This is a genomic window from Acinetobacter sp. 251-1 (genome assembly GCF_030329305.1).
GTDB classification, from domain to species: Bacteria; Pseudomonadota; Gammaproteobacteria; order Pseudomonadales; family Moraxellaceae; genus Acinetobacter; species Acinetobacter piscicola_A.
The window spans coordinates 12852-30136 of record NZ_JACANS010000029.1 but is presented as its reverse complement, the minus strand read 5'-3'; the positions used below and the strand labels follow the sequence as shown (position 1 = coordinate 30136).

The following is a 17285-nucleotide window of genomic DNA, read 5'->3' as shown; positions in this document are numbered from 1 at the left end:
TGGTGGGTCGTCCGCGATTCGAACGCGGGACCAACGGATTAAAAGTCCGCTGCTCTACCAGCTGAGCTAACGACCCATCTAAAGATGATCAAAATAAGTGGTGGGTCGTCCGCGATTCGAACGCGGGACCAACGGATTAAAAGTCCGCTGCTCTACCAGCTGAGCTAACGACCCATCTAAAGATGATCAAAATAAGTGGTGGGTCGTCCGCGATTCGAACGCGGGACCAACGGATTAAAAGTCCGCTGCTCTACCAGCTGAGCTAACGACCCACTATATCTAAGTTTTCACTTAAATACGTAGTGTAAAATAAATTTAAACACTACTTTGTTTTGATGGAGCGTATTTTAGCAATTTATTGATAGAGCGCAAGTAAAAATTAATAAAGTTTGCAGCGTTCGGTTATAAATAACACAATTTTAGGGGTTATTTTCTAAAAACTTCATTTATAACCGAAGCTGGCATTAGAAACGATACTTATATGCTTCTATATTTTGGCAAATTTCATCGTTAATTTCACAATAATGATTTGCACCTGGTAAAAGAACATATAAACGATCTGTGGTTTTTTTCGGATCGTAGCCTTGTTCTTTGAGTTTATTTTTTTGGTATTTAAAAGTACCCGTGGTTTCTACGGCTTCTTGAATACGTAAAAATACAGGTACTGCATAAGAAGGTAAACCTTTTTTGAACTCAGTGACCATATTGGTTAAGTCTTGTTCGCTAAGTTCAGCACCATCATTTAACGTGATGGCTGCCATACCTGCACGTCCATTGGTGTTTGGAATTTCGACTCCATAAACCACCGCTTCAGTGATTTTTTCGTATTCACTGACAATATTTTCAACTTCAGTGGTCGATACGTTTTCACCTTTCCAACGGAATGTATCGCCTAGACGGTCAACGAATTGTGCATGACGGAAGCCAATATCACGGACTAAGTCACCGGTAATAAAGTAAGAGTCACCTTGAGTAAAAACATCATGCATGATCACAGATTTATTTTTTTCAGGGTCAGTATAGCCATCAAAAGGTGAGCGTTTCGTGATTTTACCCAGCAGTAAGCCAACTTCACCTTTTTTAACTTTAATGCAATAACCTTTTTTATCACGTACAGCTTCGTTCTTTTCTTTGTCAAACTGGATGATTGCATAAGGGATTGGTGAAAAACCGACTGTATTATCAAAGTTGAAGATGTTGCTAAAACCGACATTACCTTCGCTTGATGCATACAATTCTAAAATTTCTTGAATACCAAAGCGTTGTTTGAATTTGCTCCAAATATTGGGGCGCATCCCATTGCCGATCATTTTGGTGACACGATGTTTGCGATCATTGTCTGATGGTGGTGCATCCATTAAATAGCGGCAGAGTTCACCGACATAACCAATGGCAGATGCATTAAATTTCTGTACATCAGTCCAGAAACTAGAAGTTGAATATTTTCGGCGAATTGCAAGTGTAGCTGCGCCTGCGATTACTCCACACCAACACACCACCATACCTGTTGCATGATAGAGGGGTAGGGTGCAGTACAAGACATCATCTTCATTTAAATTGAGTACATGCCCATAGGTTCCAAAAGCGAGCATCCAACGGCTATTGGTAAAAATAACTGCTTTGGGTAAACCTGTCGTCCCTGAGGTATAGATGTAAAATAAGCCATCTTTGCCTGTGACTTTATGGGTCGTTGGGACATTGAATTTAGGGAAACGATCAATGACTTCTGCAATGTTGACATAATTTTTAGGTGCTTGACCTACATCTTTTTGCGTTTCTTGGTCAGCAAACCAGTGAAAGCGATCTTGTGCAATATTAAGATCTTGGCGGATGTCATCCACTGCTGCACGACATTCTTCACCAACAATAATTGCGAGAGGATTTACGAGGTTAATGCTATGGGCAAGTACTTTGCCGACTTGAGAGGTATTGACCAGTGCAGAGGTTACCCCAATTTTTGCTAAAGCAATGACTGTTGCAATTAATTCAGGGCGGTTTTCAATCATCACCGTGATGACATCACCTTTGCTTGCACCAATCGACAAATAGTAGTGTGCAATTTGGTTTGCCCAATTGTTAAGTTCTTTATAGCTAAAACGTTGCTCTTCAAAAAGCAAAGCATCGCCATAAGGGTTACGTTTCACTGCACGTTCAAATGCTAGACCTAAACCCGAAGGCGTATTGGGTGTACGTAAATAGGCTTGTTTTAGTCCTGTGAGTAAATTGGGTACTTTACTGAGAAACTGAGGTAATCGTGCTGCGACATCAGTAATCCCAATAAGATCGTTTTGTATATTTGCGCTCATAAGCATCCTATTTATTTTTCGTAATCCAATAAAGTCTATTTTGTTTGCGAGTAACTTTACGTAAATTTTACAGTTGTCCTTTTAAGGGTATAGTGCTAGTGCAATCAACCTAATTTGACAAAACTCATCAAAATAGTATTAAAAATAGCAAAAAAACCTAGCCATCGAAATGACTAGGTTTTTTTAAATTACCCGCAATTCAGCAAATTATTCAGCTGCAGGCGGTGTCGCTTTTTTTGGTGGGCGACCACGAGGACGGCGTGGGCGCGCTGGTTTTTCACCATCAGCTTTGTCAGCATCTGCATTTGTCTCAGCTTTTTTACTGGTTTTTTCTACTGGTGTAGATGTTGCAGTATCAAGTGCTAAGTCTTGTTGTGCTTTTGCTTTGCTTTGCGGTTTTTCAGTTGTTTCTGCCTTTGCTTCAACAGCTTTTGGCTCAGCATGTACTTCAACTTTTGGTGTTATTTCAACCGTAGTTTCAGTTGCTGTGTCAGAAGGGTTTTCAGCGTGTACAGCATCATTTTGTGTGGCTGCTGTTTCGACGATCCCTACTTCAACAGTAGGTGCTGCAGCTACGGCTTGAACAGGAGTTATTGTTTCAGTCGCATGCTTTTGTTCCACATGTGCTTGTTTTGCTTGTTCAGCAGCAAGCTTTGCTAAACGGCGACGTTCGCGAGGATCGTTAGCAACACGTTTGTCTGAAACAGGTTTTGGCGGTGTTAAGTCTAACACTGGCGCAGGTTCAGCTTCAGGTGCAGCCTTGCTAATTTCCACATCACGAGTGACTGCTTTTTTTTCTACTGCGACTTCAGATTTTTCAATTTGAAGTGTAGATGCATACTCATCTGTGAACTTTTGTAGTGCACGATTGAAGGTTGGAATCAGTCCAAATTGTTCAATCAATACCGCACAGTCTTCACCATATACATGACGAATTAAGCTGCCAATGGTGTATTGACCTAAAGTTGGCACTTGTGACGGTGTTAGCCTTGGTGCTGCAACAGGTGTAGCTTTTGTTGCTTCACGTTGTTGACGGCGGCGTTGGCGTGGATCATTGCTTGCACGTTTTACAGGTTGGCTTGGCGCTTCAAGCTGCTGCTCAGGTACAGATGTAACCTCAACTTTTTTTGCCACAGGCTGAGCGATATCTTGGCTCACCAGTGCTTCAACTTCAGTTTTAGCGACAACAGGCACTGTCACTTCTTTTGAGGTTGGCACAGCTTTTTGTTGTGGTGCTAAAGCGATGATTTCACTTTTTGATTGATCTACATTGACCACAAGTGCAGTGGTCAATGTGTCATTGCGTGGAGCATCAACCAAGTCCACTTTAATGCTTGCAGTTTTCTCTACTGCTTTTGCTTCAACAGGTGCAGTGACCTGTGCTTGTGCAGTTGGATTTTGCTCATCATTAAACACGCTTGCATCGCGGTGGCGATTTGGACGGTTTGGACGTTGATGGTTGTTACGATCACGGCGTGGAACTGCAGGTTCAGCGTGATGATTTACATCTGCATGCTGCTGTTGCTGATCGTGTTGAGGACGCTGTTGTTTCTGTTGACGGCGTTGCTCTTGACGTGGTTCACGCTGTTCATGACGTGGCGCTTGCACAACTTCTTCAATCACTTGATTTTGTTCATGTGACTGTTCGCGCGCTTCTTTGTGCTTATTATTGTTATTACGTTTTTTGTTGTTACGTTGAGATTTTTCATCTTTCTCAAGCGTTTTTTCAGCGTAATCACGTTGTTCATTTTTTTGAACAGGCGTGTGACTTAAATAAGCATTGGTGTCTGCGACTGGATGTTGAGGTGCTGTTGTTGGTACTGGCGCAGCGACAACGTTTGTATTCACTTGGCCAAACTGACCACGACTGACTGCACCACCATTGATCATTTGTTCAATCGCAGCTGCTGCATTGTTTGCAGTACGTGATTGATCAATAGTTGTTGCTTGTTTTTGTACAAACAAGTTTTCTAACCATGCGCATGGGCTAGATGAAGGTTGTGCAACTTGTGCTTGCACCACTTGTTGTGGTTTTTGTTGTTGCGCTTGTGCTGCATTTTGCTTTCTATTGCTGTTGCCTTGCTTTTGATTTTGCTGTTGAGCAGGCGCAGCTGGGTTGAGTTGAGCAGCTTGTTGCTGTTCTTCTTCTAAATGCCATTCAGAAGACTCATAACCTAACTCTTTTTCGCTTGAACGAGTTGCTTCAGTCCGTTCATAACTGGTTGGTGCAAAGCCTTCAGGGTTATATGAAATTTCGTAATGAGGCGTTTCTAAGTGTGGATGTGGCAATACAGTCACACGTACATTTGAAGTTTGTTCTAAGTAGACAAGGCTATGACGTTTTTCATTCAATAAGAATGCTGCAATTTCAACAGGAACTTCAACTTGAACTTCACCATGACGTTCACGAAGCGCAATTTCTTCTACTTTACGCATGATTGAAAGTGAAAGTGAACGTAAGTCACGTACCATGCCTGTGCCATGACAGCGAGGGCAGACATAACCTGTTGCTTCTTCAAGAGAAGGGCGTAAGCGTTGACGGCTCATTTCCATCAAACCAAAGCGTGATAACTGACCGAATTGAATACGTGCACGGTCGCTTTGTGTTGCTTCACGCAGTTTCGCTTCAACCATACGTTGGTTGCGCTCTTTGGTCATGTCGATAAAATCAATCACCACTAGACCGCCAATATCACGTAAACGCAGTTGACGAGAAATTTCTTCAGCCGCTTCTAAGTTAGTACTTAACGCAGTTTCCTCTACGTCATGACCACGTGTCGATTTTGCTGAGTTAATATCAATCGAAACCAACGCTTCAGTTTGGTCAATGACAATTGAACCACCAGAAGGAAGCTTTACTTCACGCTCATAGGCTGTTTGAATTTGGCTTTCAATCCCGAAATGGGCAAATAGAGGCTCATTGATGGTGTAGGTTTTGAGTTTGTCGAGTTGGTTCGGCATCACGGCTTTAACAAAGTTATAAGCTTCGTTATACGCTTGCTCAGAATCAATTAAAATTTCGGCAACATCATCACGTAGATAGTCACGAATGGCACGTGTTACTACACCTGCTTCTTGGTGTACTAACATCGGAGATGGACCTGAATTCGCAGTGCCTTGAATCTGTGCCCAAAGGTCTAATAAATGTTGTAAGTCGAGTTGTAATTCTTCTTGTGAGCGTCCAATTCCTGCGGTACGAACAATCACACTCATACCACGTGGGGTATTTAATGAAGCCAACATTTCTTTCAGTTCTTCACGGACTGAACCTGAAATTTGACGACTGATACCACCACCTTTTGGATTGTTTGGCATCAAGACCAAATAACGACCTGCAAGCGAAATATAAGTGGAAAGTGCTGCACCTTTGTTGCCGCGTTCTTCTTTTTCTACTTGGACAAGAAGCTCAGTACCTTCAGTAATGAGTTCACGAATATTTGAAGTTTGGCGAGGATCTGCTTTGTAGTAAGAGTTGGCAATTTCACGCATCGACAAGAAACCTTGACGACCTGCACCATATTCTACAAATACAGCTTCTAAAGACGGTTCTACACGAGTCACATGACCTTTGTAGATATTGGCTTTCTTTTGTTCACGCGTGCGATTTTCTAAGTCAAAATCGTAAAGGCGGTGACCAGTGATAAGTGCAACGCGAATTTCTTCGGCATGTGTTGCATTAATCAACATACGTTTCATGGGTGTAACACCTAATAGTGATCCACACCGACAACTCGCTGTTTTAGTCTAACAAACATCATGGCTTAGAAATACATTGTTGATTTTGGATAAATCTTAATGCGTCTAAAGATGATTTGCCTGCCTATGAATGGGCGGGGAATTACATCTGTGTGATGTTGCAATCCTACTTTAACCTTTGCACGATTAAAGTTTTTGAGCGCTTCACTGGCACTAAAAAGTGGTGCATTGGATGACTGTTATGTCGTCTTTCACTGGCACATACTGCTCGAAGATTAACTCGTCTTATTTGAGATCAAGTATGTCTTGATACGGAATGATCATCGTATCTTTACAAGTTGTGCAGTTCCAATGCCTCAAACACTTATGTCCTGAAATTGCTCTAGCGACTTGTCTGATGTGTATCAGTTTATGTTTAAAAACCAACGTAGAGGTTGGCGCATATATTTTTAAACAAACTGATTTATGTACTTTAAGTACAATTAAACGCAACAGTCTGTCATTTTGCCGATATAATAAGCCTTCGGCGTCGGCATATTCTTTTGGGACCATTCCGAGCTTTGGGTGAATGCTTTATCACGTCTATGCTTTCAAAAAGTTTTTCGTTTCAAAAGTTTCTGAGAACATACGTGTAAAGTTCACTTACGGTGGTATCCGTGCGCTGACTATAGCAAACCTTGCATCATCTGCCTATGGGCTATACGGTTATTTTGTATGAAATGTATAGTCTAAGTGATCAGTTTTTAATCAAAATTTCGTTTTTATTGGGTCATCGTAACTGTATGAATTCTACGCAAGATTGGCAAAGTGTCACCTGGTTTGAAGTTGACGAACATCAGGAAGCGCAACGCATTGATAATTTTTTATTTTCACGTTTAAAGGGCGTACCGAAAAGTCGTATCTATCGTTTGATTCGTGAAGGTCAAGTTCGAGTCAATAAAAAACGAGTAAAGGCAGAAACCAAACTTGCCATTGGTGATCAAATTCGTGTTGCTCCAATTCGCTTTGAACAAAAAGATCAATCTACTGTACCTGTATCCGATAAGGTTGCACAAAGTCTACTCAGCCGTGTGGTGTATGAAGATGAAGGTTTGATGGTGGTCAATAAGCCTTCAGGTATTGCTGTACATGGTGGGAGTGGTGTGGCATATGGCTTAATTGAGGGTTTACGCGCGGCGACAGGTAAAAAATATTTAGAACTGATTCATCGTATTGACCGTGATACATCGGGCTTAGTGATGATTTCTAAAAAACGAAGTGTCTTGAAAACATTGCAAGATTTATTGCGTGAACACAAAATTCAAAAAACGTATGCTGCGATTGTTAAAGGGCAAGTGAGTTTAGATAATCAATTGATTGATCAGCCTTTGTTACGTTATGAATTGGCAAATGGTGAGCGTCGTGTCCGTGTGTCAAAAGATGGTAAAGATTCTAAGACACAATGGAAAGTGGCTGAACGTTTTATGCATGCCACATTGGTTTATGCATCACCACTTTCAGGACGTACGCATCAGATTCGTGTGCATGGTTTAAGTATTGGGCATCCTTTGGTTGGGGATGACAAATATGGTCATGAGACTGAATACCGTGGACCAAATCCACGCCGTTTATGTTTACATGCGATGCGTTTGGAAATTCCTGGTTATGAAACTATTGAAGCGCCGTTGCCTGAAGACATGCAGAGTTTGGTTGCTCAGTTAAGAGCGCAAAAAGCGGATAAGCCAATTGCTTAATTGCTTAAAAATACTCTCCTTTTATGAAGTGGTATTGATTAATTAAAAGGGCAGGCTGATCAGTTTTTACCTAAATGATCAACCATAGTTATTCATTTTATTAGATTGAACATTCCTTCTATTTACCATATGTGGCTCAGGGAGAAGGTTAGGATGATGGAATTTATTTAATAAAACCCCTTCCTAACCCTCTCCTAAAAGGAGAGGGGATTTTATTGAGAAAAGTCATGCAAAAACCTGTAGAGCTGATTATTTTTGATTGGGATGGAACATTGTTTGATTCTGTCGGGCAAATTGTGGCAAGTTTAAAATTTGCCGCACAGCAATTTGAACAGCCTTTAACAGATGATGCGGCAAAAAGTATTATTGGTTTGGGCTTGCCTGAAGTGGCGCAAGTTTTATTTCCAACAGTACCGAAATTACATCGTGATATTTTGAAAACCTACGGTGATCATTATGTAGAGCATTCTAGAGGTGATCAGTGGTTTACGGGTGTGTCGGAAATGTTACATGATTTGAGTGCAAAAAATCTCAAGTTGGCAGTTGCAACTGGTAAAAGCCGTAAAGGTTTAGACCGTGTTTTAGGACAAACCGATAGTCGTGATTTATTTTGTGTGACCCGTGCTGCAAGTGAAACCAAGTCCAAACCTGATCCATTAATGTTGGCTGAAATTTTACAACAGACAGGTATTCAGGCAGATCGTGCGATTATGGTGGGTGATACCTCATATGATTTGGAAATGGCAAAAAATATTGCAATGCCGCGTGTAGGGGTGAGTTATGGTGTACATAGTATTGAAGTTTTACAAAGCTTTCAGCCGCTCAGTATTGCGCCTGATGTAGCCGCTTTGCATCAATTTTTAAATGCACAAGTCGATGCTTAGCGTGTTGCTGCCGAATATGGATTAATCATCCATAAAAATCAAAAAAGCTGCGTTATTGAAGTAACGCGGCTTTTTTATTTAATTTTAAAGTTTTGAATTTCAGGTTGATGCGTGTTCCAGCCTGTCCAATAGTGAGTAACAGTGACCATTTTATTTTGAATTTTCATGATTTTATAAACATCATGTCGTGGTGGTGAGATTTCATTTGTATTTTCATAACCACGAGAAAATTCCATGTCATTTTGCCATGCAGCCGCTGTGGCTTGAGCATTAAATTTTAAGCCCGCGCAAGTTGCCCTATTTAAAATGAGATATTTCCCTTTCAGTTGAGCTTGATCGTTGTTTGCGAAAGCGTCTGAGGAAATAGAACCAAGTGAAAGAAGTGTCAGTAGACCGAGAATTTTAGAAAAAGATGTGATCATTGTGTTGTTTTTATTATAAGTTGATAAGGCTCAAGCATAAGTGTTCTTCATCATGATTCAAAAATTGTGAGTGAATATACAGGCTCATATTATCTTTTAGTCGTAGAAAAAGAAAAATTTAAAAAATAATTAAATCTTAATTCTGAGTAATTTAGTGGTCTTTGTGATTGATTTTAAACAGTTGTTTTTTATGTTGGAAATTATTCCTATTATTTATAGGTTCTAACTATTGTTATAAATAAAATAAGTATTGGCACAAAAACAGCATTTTACCGATGCTTAAAATGTTCATAAAAGTATCCGTTTTAAAGAAATAATCAGATGCAGACAAACTGCAATGATTGGTCTGATCTATTTGCAAAACCTTGAGCGCTGTGTTGTGAAGGTTGCGCCATCTAACGGTATAACTCTATTTTTGTCGTTTAAGGAAATATTGATGTCGAATTCTGCTGTTGTTGAATCAGTTGCCCAAGCCATCCGTGATGCTGAAATATCAAAAACTGCGATTGCACCAATTCGCCCACAATTGGGCGGTGAGTGTGCCGATGTCGATATCGCTTATGCTGTTCAAGAAGTCAATACTCAACGTGCGCTTGCTGAGGGTCGCCGTTTAGTGGGGCGTAAAATCGGTTTAACTTCAATTGCTGTACAGAAGCAATTGGGTGTTGATTCTCCTGACTTTGGGATGCTATTTGCAGACATGGCATATGGCGATGGTGAAGCCATTCCTGCGGGTTTATTGATTCAGCCGAAAGTTGAGGCTGAAATTGCGTTAATTATCAATAAAGATTTAACCCAAGAAAAACACACTTATGCAGATATTATCAGTGCAACTGAATATGCCTTGCCTGCTGTTGAAGTGGTGGATAGTCGTATCGAAAATTGGAAAATCAGTTTGATTGATACGGTTGCAGATAATGCATCTTCTGCTGCTTATGTACTGGGTTCAAAACCTGTGAAACTTGAAAATCTTGACCTCGTCAATTGCAAAATGACGATGACACGTGCAGGTGAAGTGGTCTCTCAAGGTGTGGGTAAAGCATGTCTTTCAAATCCATTGAATGCGGCTGTGTGGTTGGCAGATGAAATGGTACGTCGTGGTCGTCCATTGTTGGCAGGTGACATCATCTTAACGGGTGCACTTGGACCGATGGTTGTGGCACATGCTGGGGATGAATTTGTTGTGGAAATCGAAGGTTTTGGTTCAGTAACTGCAGCTTTTGCAGCTGAATAAGCTTGAATTTTACAGCGTATTTTAAGAGATATTGTTCATGAAAAAGATTAAATGTGCATTGATTGGTCCAGGAAACATTGGTACTGATTTACTTTACAAATTGCAACGTAGCGAATTTTTAGAACCTGTATGGATGGTGGGAATTGACCCAACTTCGGAAGGTTTGGCACGTGCGGCAAAAATGGGCTTAAAAATCACCAGTGATGGTGTTGATGGTTTATTGCCACATGTTTTAGAAGATGACATCAAAATTGCTTTTGATGCGACTTCTGCATATGTTCATGCTGAAAATAGCCGTAAGTTAAATGAGCTTGGCGTACAAATGATTGATTTAACGCCTGCGGCAATTGGTCCTTTTTGTGTACCGCCTGTGAATCTTGCAGCATTGCTTGAAGCGGGTGAGTTACCAAATGTAAACATGGTGACGTGTGGTGGGCAAGCAACCATTCCGATGGTGGCGGCGATTTCTCGTGTTCAAGCTGTTGAATATGGCGAGATCATTGCCACTGTATCGACTAAGTCAGTGGGACCAGGTACACGTAAAAATATTGATGAATTTACACGTACTACTGCGGGCGCAATTGAAAAAGTCGGTGGTGCAAAAGCAGGTAAAGCGATCATCATTATTAACCCTGCCGAGCCACCACTCATGATGCGTGACACAGTGCACTGTTTGGTTGAAGGTGAACCTGATCAAGCGGCAATCACTGAATCTGTGCATGCCATGATCAAAGAAGTTCAAAAATATGTACCAGGTTATAAATTGGTGAATGGTCCTGTATTTGATGGTAACCGTGTATCTATGTTCTTAGAGGTAGAAGGTTTAGGTGACTACTTACCTAAATATGCAGGTAACCTTGACATCATGACCGCAGCCGCAGCACGTACTGCTGAAATGTTTGCAGAGCGTTTGATCGCTAACCAAGTAGAAGCATAAGGAGCATTTTCATGTCTAAGATTATTATTAATGATATGACTTTACGTGATGGTATGCATCCAATGCGCCATCAAACAACACCTGAACAAATGGTTGCAATTGCCACTGCACTCGATGAAGCAGGTGTGCCATTAATCGAAGTGACACATGGTGATGGCTTGGGGGGTAACTCAGTCAACTATGGTTTTGCTGCCGCAACTGATGAAGAATATTTAAAAGCAGTCATTCCAAACTTAAAACAAGCCAAAGTTTCAGCTTTACTTTTACCTGGGATCGGTACGGTTGATCACTTGAAAATGGCACATGATGTTGGTGTGGCAACTATTCGTGTGGCAACGCATTCAACAGAAGCGGATGTGTCTGAACAGCATATTACTGCTGCGCGTAAACTCGGAATGGACACAGTGGGCTTCTTAATGATGGCACATATGGCATCTCCTGAGAAATTACTCGAAGAAGCACAGAAAATGGTGTCATACGGTGCAAACTGTATCTATGTTACTGATTCAGCAGGTTATATGCTTCCACAGGATGTGACTGACCGTGTCGGGATTTTACGTGCAAACTTAGGCTCAGACATCGAAATCGGTTTCCACGGTCACCATAACTTGGGTATGGGTGTCGCAAACTCGGTTGCGGCTGTAGATGCGGGTGCAAAACGTGTGGACTTGGCTTCAGCAGGTTTAGGCGCAGGTGCAGGCAATACACCACTTGAGCTGTTTGTTGCGGTTGCAAACCGTATGCAAATCGAAACAGGTGTAGACTTGTTTAAAGTACAGGATATTGCTGAAGAACTGATTGTACCGATGATGCAACAACCGATTCGTGCGGATCGTGATGCAGCGACTTTGGGTTATGCAGGGGTTTATTCTTCATTCTTGCTATTTGCAAAACGTGCTGAAGCAAAATATGGCGTATCTGCACGTGAAATCTTACTTGAACTTGGTCGTCGTGGTACGGTCGGTGGTCAAGAAGATATGATTGAAGATTTGGCACTCACCATGTCAAAAGTGAAAGAAGCGAATGCTTAATCATCATTTTGATGTTTAAGAATATGAAAGCGTCCGAAAGGGCGCTTTTTTATTTTGTGATCCTTTGAGTTAAATTTTGATTTGTAGCGTATGTTGAATATTGGGCTATAGGAAATTTCTTTTACGTAAACGTTTTTTCTTATAAATCTAAGGCTTAAAGTTTTTCTAAATGAAAATAACTTAAACAAAAAAACACTAACAGATTTCATAATGTAAGAATATTTAAGATAATTTAGAATTAATAAAGGTATTTAAATAGATTTAAAATCATAAACTGAAATAAAGGTGTTAAAAGCCTTATTGTTAAAAAATATTAAAAAATAAAGTATTCAAATGATGGTTTTTATCCATCGATATTTCGCTGAAAATTCTTATACTGTGGTCTGATATTAACTTTTTATATCGTTCAGCATGATGGTGACATAGCTTAATTTGATTATTGGGAAATTTAGCCATGCGTCGTCAATCATTATGGATAGCAATGTGTGCTGCAACTGCTGCTTTAGGGACAACTGCAACTTATGCAGATTTTTTTGACGATAGCCAAGTGCAACTCAAACTGAGAAATTTTTATCTAGATCGTCAAATCGACCAACCTGATCCCAACAAAACTCAGGATTTTGGTAGTTGGTCTCAAGGTATCACCTTAGATGCAAAATCAGGTTATGCCGAAATTGGCCCTGTACAAGTGGGTGTGGATGTTTTGGCACAATACGCGGTGCGTTTAAGTGGTGATCGTGGTGATAACGATTACATTATGCCGTACGATTATGCCACTAAAGAACAAGCACGCGATAATGCCAAGCTTGGCGCGACTTTAAAGGCGAAAGTGAGTCAAACGGAATTACGTATTGGTGAAATTTTACCTGCAACCCCAGTGGTGCATTTTGACCCATCACGTCAATTATTGACTACCTTTGAAGGGGTGTGGTTAGAGTCTAAAGATCTGAAAAATACCAAACTGACTTTAGGTTATTTAGATGGAATCAATGCCCGTTATGAAAACCAAGTCCATGATTTTAAACTTTGGCCAAATGAATTAAATACAGAAAAGAATCAAGTAAAGTCTGGTGATAGTGAAGCAATGTGGGTTGCGGGAATTGACTATCAAGTGACACCTGAATTATCTGCAAGTTATTTCTATGGTGATGTAGAAAATATTTATCGTCAAAATTATGTGGGTTTTGCCTATAACAAAAAACTAGATGCCAAGAATAAACTCGCAACTCATGCACGCTATTTTGATAATCGTGAATCGGGTGAGGCTTTATATGGTGAGATTGATAACCAAGCCTTGTCATTGAAAGCAGCTTGGACACATGGTAACCATATAGTGGATGCGGGTTGGCAGCAAATGTTTGGTGAGCATGGTACACACACACCATTTATGCCAACGCTGTCGGGTTGGGTACCACAGCCATATTTAGCCAATTGGTCTGTCGCAAGTTTTATTCGTAAAGATGAAAAATCTTGGAGTCTAGGTTATACCTATGACTTTAAAGATACTGTTGCGCGAGGTTTGACCGTGACAGCACGTCATTATGATGGATCTAATATTGATAATAAAAATGGTACACGAGGCAAAGAGCAAGAAGATAACTTGATCGTGAACTATGTCGTGCCTGAAGGTAAGCTCAAAGGTTTAGGTTTTCAGTGGATGTATATCGATGTGAATTATGACAATGTCCCGGGCTTCGTTGATTTACAAGAACATCGTGTTGCAACGACTTATACATATCGTTTCTAATTAAACAAGCTTAAAAACGTGCTGCATAGACGGCACGTTTTTATTATGGCTTTAAATTGTATTAAATCATTATAAAACATATGTTTAAATAATCGTTTTTTTGTAGTTTGTCATCGTTATTAAATATCAATTTCGCTTGCATTCACAGGTACTATGAAACGGTAAATTAGGTCATTTGAATCTATTGAGAACGATATTTTAAATAGGTTCAACCCATAGATAAGCTGTAAAAGGAATAGGTATGAGTACTGTACAAATCCCAGATTATAAAACTGATGCTTTCTTCGGTTTGGAAGATAAATGGATTGAAACGGCTGAAGGTGAATTAACACATTACCATGAAGTGGGTGAGGGTACACCGATCCTATTCTTACATGGTTCTGGTACAGGTGTTTCTGCTGCAGCAAACTGGTGGTTAAACTTGCCACAAATCGGTGAGCAAGCGCGTTGTATCGCCATTGATACCATTGGTTATGGTCAAACTGTTGTTGCACCAAATACAGCCTATGGTATCCGTGCGTGGGTGGATCATGCAGTGCGTACTTTAGATGCCTTAGGCATTGAAAAAACTTGGCTTGTGGGTAATTCTTTGGGTGGTTGGTTGGCATTCCAAATGGCGCTTGATTATCCAGAGCGTGTACTCGGTATTGTTTCAATGGGTACAGGTGGTGCAAAACAAACTGCTGCACTTAAAGCACATGCCAATCCTGTATTGACTGAAGAAGGCATCAAGAAAACATTGTCAATGTTCGTTGTGAACAAAGACTTGATCACTGATGAGCTGGTAAAAGTACGTTTTGCTTCTGCTGCAAATGATTATGCATCTAACCGTCTGATGGATGTTGTGGGTGCACGTGACCGAGATCGTTTTGAGTTCCCGCTTGATTTTGAAAAAATGAAAGACATTACAGTTCCTGTATTATTGATTCATGGTACGCAAGATGTGGTAATTCCTGTTTCTCGTACATGGGATATCTTAAACATTGTGCCACATGCAGATGCGCACATTTTCAGCCAATGTGGTCACTGGTCACAAGTTGAGAAAGCAGAAGAATTTAATACTGTAATTAAAAATTATTTAACCGCACGTGGCGTGTAAACGGTCTGTATTGCAGTTAATAAAAGGGCAGCTAAAGCTGTCCTTTTTTATGCTTGATTTGATATGTAATTGAGCACCTTTCAGCTCATAATAAAACTTGCGGCAACATTGATGCAAATTGCTAAAATGGTGGTATTAAAGCCATAGGCGAGCAGGATATGAAGAGTATTCAAAACACGCATTGGACGAGAGCTAATAGAAACATCAGCAGTTTGTGCAGAGGTGCCACAGACATAACTAAAATAGACAAAGTCAGGGTAAATTGGATTGGGCGTCTTTGGAAAATCTAAACCACCCTCCAAATGTTTGGCTTTGGCTAAATAAAAGTCATGTGCATAATGAATAGCAAAAATAGTATGCATAAAAAGCCAAGCAAAAATAATGGTAAGAATGGCTAAAGATAAATGACCAAAACGAATCGTGGGCGTAGAGGGTAACTGTGACAATTCAACTATAATGGCAATAAAACACATGATTAATGTCATGATGAGGAGGACTAAGATCGCCCATTTACTTTCATCCTGTTGTTGGGCACGTTTTAAAATACTATGCGTATCTGCTCGCCACAGTGCATGCATGGTCAACCCTAAATACATCACAATGGCAAGATTCCAACTGAGTAAAAGTCGTGTAGACCATAAAAAATCAGTGCTAAAAGTAATGATGCAATAAAGTAAAGCTGTGATTAAAAATGTACTAAAAAAGAGAATTCGAGTGCGTATAATGGTTTTAAATATTTGAAAAATATTAATCATTTTCTAATACCTAGATTATGTGATTTTTTATTCTATGGCGCTAAAAAACAGTTTAAAGCAATTGTCGATAAATCATTAGACTTAAGTTGTATAAAAAACCCAAAATGATCATGAATAGATGTCGTGCAAAAAATAGCACTTTAAAACGATGTAAAATTATAGGTGTGGATAAAAATCTAAGATCTATATATCATTTTAAAGTGTGAACTGGGTCTTGGTTTTAACTCACTATTATTCATTGAAAAAATAGTAGTGAGTGAATAGCGTAAAAAAATAATGAAAATAAAATTATTATTCAGCTCGATTGATATCGAGATAAAACACTTTGGTGAGCAGTTCGATGAACTTTTGTACAGCGAATGAGTTGCTATGTTTACGATAACTGACGTAGAGATCGAGATAAGGTAATTCGACATCCAAAGGTCGAATCACAGAGTTATTCATGGTCAGTGGTGCAATATAGCCAGGCAAAATGGTGCAGCCTAAACCCATACCGATTGAGTTGATATTAAATAAAATATTATCAGCCGTTTGGACAATATTGAACTCAATCCCTTGTGCTTTAGCAAAGTCTAAAATGGCATTATGCAAAGTGCCAGATTGCTCCAAAGCAGGGATAATAAAGTCTATACCATTCAAGGCTTTCACAGGAATGCGCTCATATTTTGCCAAAGGATGATTTGCAGGCAAAATAAAGATCAAAGGTTCACGGAGCACAAATTTACTTTCAATTTCCTCATTATGAAAATTATGACGTGTGAAAGTAATGTCTAATTCACCTTTTTGAATAGCACGCATTTGTTCAAGGTTATTTAAACTGAGTAATTCAATCTTAAGTTCTTGATTTTGAACACGTAAATTTGGGAGTACATAAGGGAATACTTTCATCTCGGCAACAGGCACGAAACCAATACGCAATAACTGTTGTTTGGCTTTTGACACTTGGCGTGCCATTGCGACAGCTTTATCCGCTTGGGCTAAAGTGAGACGAGCTTGTTCAAGAAATACAGCACCTTCTTCAGTAAGTTCTACTTTACGTTTGGTTCGATTTAAAAGTTTAACCCCGACATCTTCTTCTAAGTCCTTAATTTGCTGACTAAGAGAGGGTTGTGCGGTATATAACTTTAAGGCTGCCTTACTGAAATTAAGCTCTTCAGCTACAGTGATGAAATATCTGAGGTGTCGTAATTCCATATAACTCTTCCAAAGAGTAATCCAAAAAATGTCTTAGTATGTTACTGCTTGAGTATAATCTATAATTTACCATTCCGTGAAGATGATTATGATATTTAGAAAATAAATGATTTGTTGCTAATCATCAAATTTTTAGATAAAAAATAATCGAATTATTAATTCATAAAATATCTTAATTAAAACAAAATAAATATTTCCATAAAGTGCCCCTCAAAAGCGATGATCACCTCAACTTAAGTCATTTAGT

Annotated in this window: 12 protein-coding genes and 3 tRNA genes; 7 read left to right on the top strand and 8 right to left on the bottom strand. The window is 39.7% G+C overall.

The genetic code is table 11. The annotated features are described in order from the left end of the window. The 5 genes from HX129_RS16775 to HX129_RS16755 form a co-directional block, all read right to left on the bottom strand. Nucleotides 1-76: transfer RNA gene (locus HX129_RS16775), tRNA-Lys, on the bottom strand. Nucleotides 77-98: 22 nt separating this feature from the next. Then, a tRNA-Lys gene (locus tag HX129_RS16770) sits at nucleotides 99-174 on the bottom strand. Nucleotides 175-196: 22 nt separating this feature from the next. Further along, nucleotides 197-272 (bottom strand) — tRNA-Lys (locus tag HX129_RS16765). Between the two features lie 192 nt (nucleotides 273-464). Continuing rightward, nucleotides 465-2306, bottom strand: a complete 1842-nt coding sequence (locus tag HX129_RS16760) for a long-chain-acyl-CoA synthetase (protein ID WP_286433559.1) — start codon at nucleotides 2304-2306, stop codon at nucleotides 465-467. Nucleotides 2307-2513: 207 nt separating this feature from the next. Then, nucleotides 2514-6002: an Rne/Rng family ribonuclease gene (locus HX129_RS16755; RefSeq protein WP_286433560.1), complete on the bottom strand. Its 3489-nt coding sequence runs from the start codon at nucleotides 6000-6002 to the stop codon at nucleotides 2514-2516. Nucleotides 6003-6784: 782 nt separating this feature from the next. Between HX129_RS16755 and HX129_RS16750 the strand changes: the two genes are divergently transcribed. Further along, the gene (locus HX129_RS16750; protein ID WP_180046863.1) at nucleotides 6785-7735 is read left to right on the top strand and encodes an RluA family pseudouridine synthase; all 951 of its coding nucleotides are present in this window, start codon (nucleotides 6785-6787) and stop codon (nucleotides 7733-7735) included. A gap of 227 nt (nucleotides 7736-7962) precedes the next feature. Then, the gene (locus HX129_RS16745) at nucleotides 7963-8619 is read left to right on the top strand and encodes an HAD-IA family hydrolase (RefSeq protein ID WP_286433563.1); all 657 of its coding nucleotides are present in this window, start codon (nucleotides 7963-7965) and stop codon (nucleotides 8617-8619) included. A gap of 74 nt (nucleotides 8620-8693) precedes the next feature. Here the strand turns inward: HX129_RS16745 and HX129_RS16740 are convergent, their stop codons facing one another. Continuing rightward, the gene (locus HX129_RS16740; protein ID WP_130072176.1) at nucleotides 8694-9041 is read right to left on the bottom strand and encodes a hypothetical protein; all 348 of its coding nucleotides are present in this window, start codon (nucleotides 9039-9041) and stop codon (nucleotides 8694-8696) included. Nucleotides 9042-9477: 436 nt separating this feature from the next. On the opposite strand from HX129_RS16740, the gene mhpD reads away from it, so the two are divergent. From mhpD to HX129_RS16715, 5 genes are all read left to right on the top strand, one after another. Beyond that, nucleotides 9478-10275: a 2-keto-4-pentenoate hydratase gene (gene mhpD, locus HX129_RS16735; RefSeq protein ID WP_130072175.1), complete on the top strand. Its 798-nt coding sequence runs from the start codon at nucleotides 9478-9480 to the stop codon at nucleotides 10273-10275. Between the two features lie 37 nt (nucleotides 10276-10312). Continuing rightward, nucleotides 10313-11212, top strand: coding sequence for an acetaldehyde dehydrogenase (acetylating) (locus tag HX129_RS16730; RefSeq protein ID WP_180046867.1), 900 nt, complete (start codon nucleotides 10313-10315; stop codon nucleotides 11210-11212). Between the two features lie 11 nt (nucleotides 11213-11223). Next, nucleotides 11224-12243 (top strand): 4-hydroxy-2-oxovalerate aldolase, encoded by a 1020-nt coding sequence (gene dmpG, locus HX129_RS16725; protein ID WP_286433565.1) that lies wholly within the window; start codon nucleotides 11224-11226, stop codon nucleotides 12241-12243. A gap of 454 nt (nucleotides 12244-12697) precedes the next feature. Then, nucleotides 12698-13990: an OprD family outer membrane porin gene (locus HX129_RS16720; RefSeq protein ID WP_286433567.1), complete on the top strand. Its 1293-nt coding sequence runs from the start codon at nucleotides 12698-12700 to the stop codon at nucleotides 13988-13990. Nucleotides 13991-14231: 241 nt separating this feature from the next. After that, a complete protein-coding gene (locus HX129_RS16715; protein WP_130072171.1) occupies nucleotides 14232-15089 on the top strand; it encodes an alpha/beta fold hydrolase in 858 nt (285 codons plus the stop codon). An 80-nt stretch (nucleotides 15090-15169) separates the two neighbouring features. Here HX129_RS16715 and HX129_RS16710 read toward each other — a convergent pair whose 3' ends face one another. Together HX129_RS16710 and hcaR are read right to left on the bottom strand one after the other, a co-directional pair. Beyond that, nucleotides 15170-15844, bottom strand: a complete 675-nt coding sequence (locus HX129_RS16710) for a DUF1345 domain-containing protein (protein WP_286433569.1) — start codon at nucleotides 15842-15844, stop codon at nucleotides 15170-15172. 291 nt (nucleotides 15845-16135) lie between these two features. After that, the gene (gene hcaR / locus HX129_RS16705; RefSeq protein WP_130072169.1) at nucleotides 16136-17038 is read right to left on the bottom strand and encodes a DNA-binding transcriptional regulator HcaR; all 903 of its coding nucleotides are present in this window, start codon (nucleotides 17036-17038) and stop codon (nucleotides 16136-16138) included. Between the last annotated feature and the right edge of the window lie 247 nt (nucleotides 17039-17285).

What these genes read in the sequence shown, in the direction of transcription:
- HX129_RS16715 (WP_130072171.1), top strand. Translation starts at nt 14,232, where the DNA reads ATGAGTACTGTACAAATCCCAGATTATAAAACTGATGCTTTCTTCGGT.
- dmpG (WP_286433565.1), top strand. Translation starts at nt 11,224, where the DNA reads ATGTCTAAGATTATTATTAATGATATGACTTTACGTGATGGTATGCAT.
- HX129_RS16740 (WP_130072176.1), bottom strand. Translation starts at nt 9,041, where the DNA reads ATGATCACATCTTTTTCTAAAATTCTCGGTCTACTGACACTTCTTTCA.
- HX129_RS16755 (WP_286433560.1), bottom strand. Translation starts at nt 6,002, where the DNA reads ATGAAACGTATGTTGATTAATGCAACACATGCCGAAGAAATTCGCGTT.
- HX129_RS16745 (WP_286433563.1), top strand. Translation starts at nt 7,963, where the DNA reads ATGCAAAAACCTGTAGAGCTGATTATTTTTGATTGGGATGGAACATTG.
- HX129_RS16730 (WP_180046867.1), top strand. Translation starts at nt 10,313, where the DNA reads ATGAAAAAGATTAAATGTGCATTGATTGGTCCAGGAAACATTGGTACT.
- HX129_RS16720 (WP_286433567.1), top strand. Translation starts at nt 12,698, where the DNA reads ATGCGTCGTCAATCATTATGGATAGCAATGTGTGCTGCAACTGCTGCT.
- HX129_RS16750 (WP_180046863.1), top strand. Translation starts at nt 6,785, where the DNA reads ATGAATTCTACGCAAGATTGGCAAAGTGTCACCTGGTTTGAAGTTGAC.
- HX129_RS16760 (WP_286433559.1), bottom strand. Translation starts at nt 2,306, where the DNA reads ATGAGCGCAAATATACAAAACGATCTTATTGGGATTACTGATGTCGCA.
- HX129_RS16710 (WP_286433569.1), bottom strand. Translation starts at nt 15,844, where the DNA reads ATGATTAATATTTTTCAAATATTTAAAACCATTATACGCACTCGAATT.
- mhpD (WP_130072175.1), top strand. Translation starts at nt 9,478, where the DNA reads ATGTCGAATTCTGCTGTTGTTGAATCAGTTGCCCAAGCCATCCGTGAT.
- hcaR (WP_130072169.1), bottom strand. Translation starts at nt 17,038, where the DNA reads ATGGAATTACGACACCTCAGATATTTCATCACTGTAGCTGAAGAGCTT.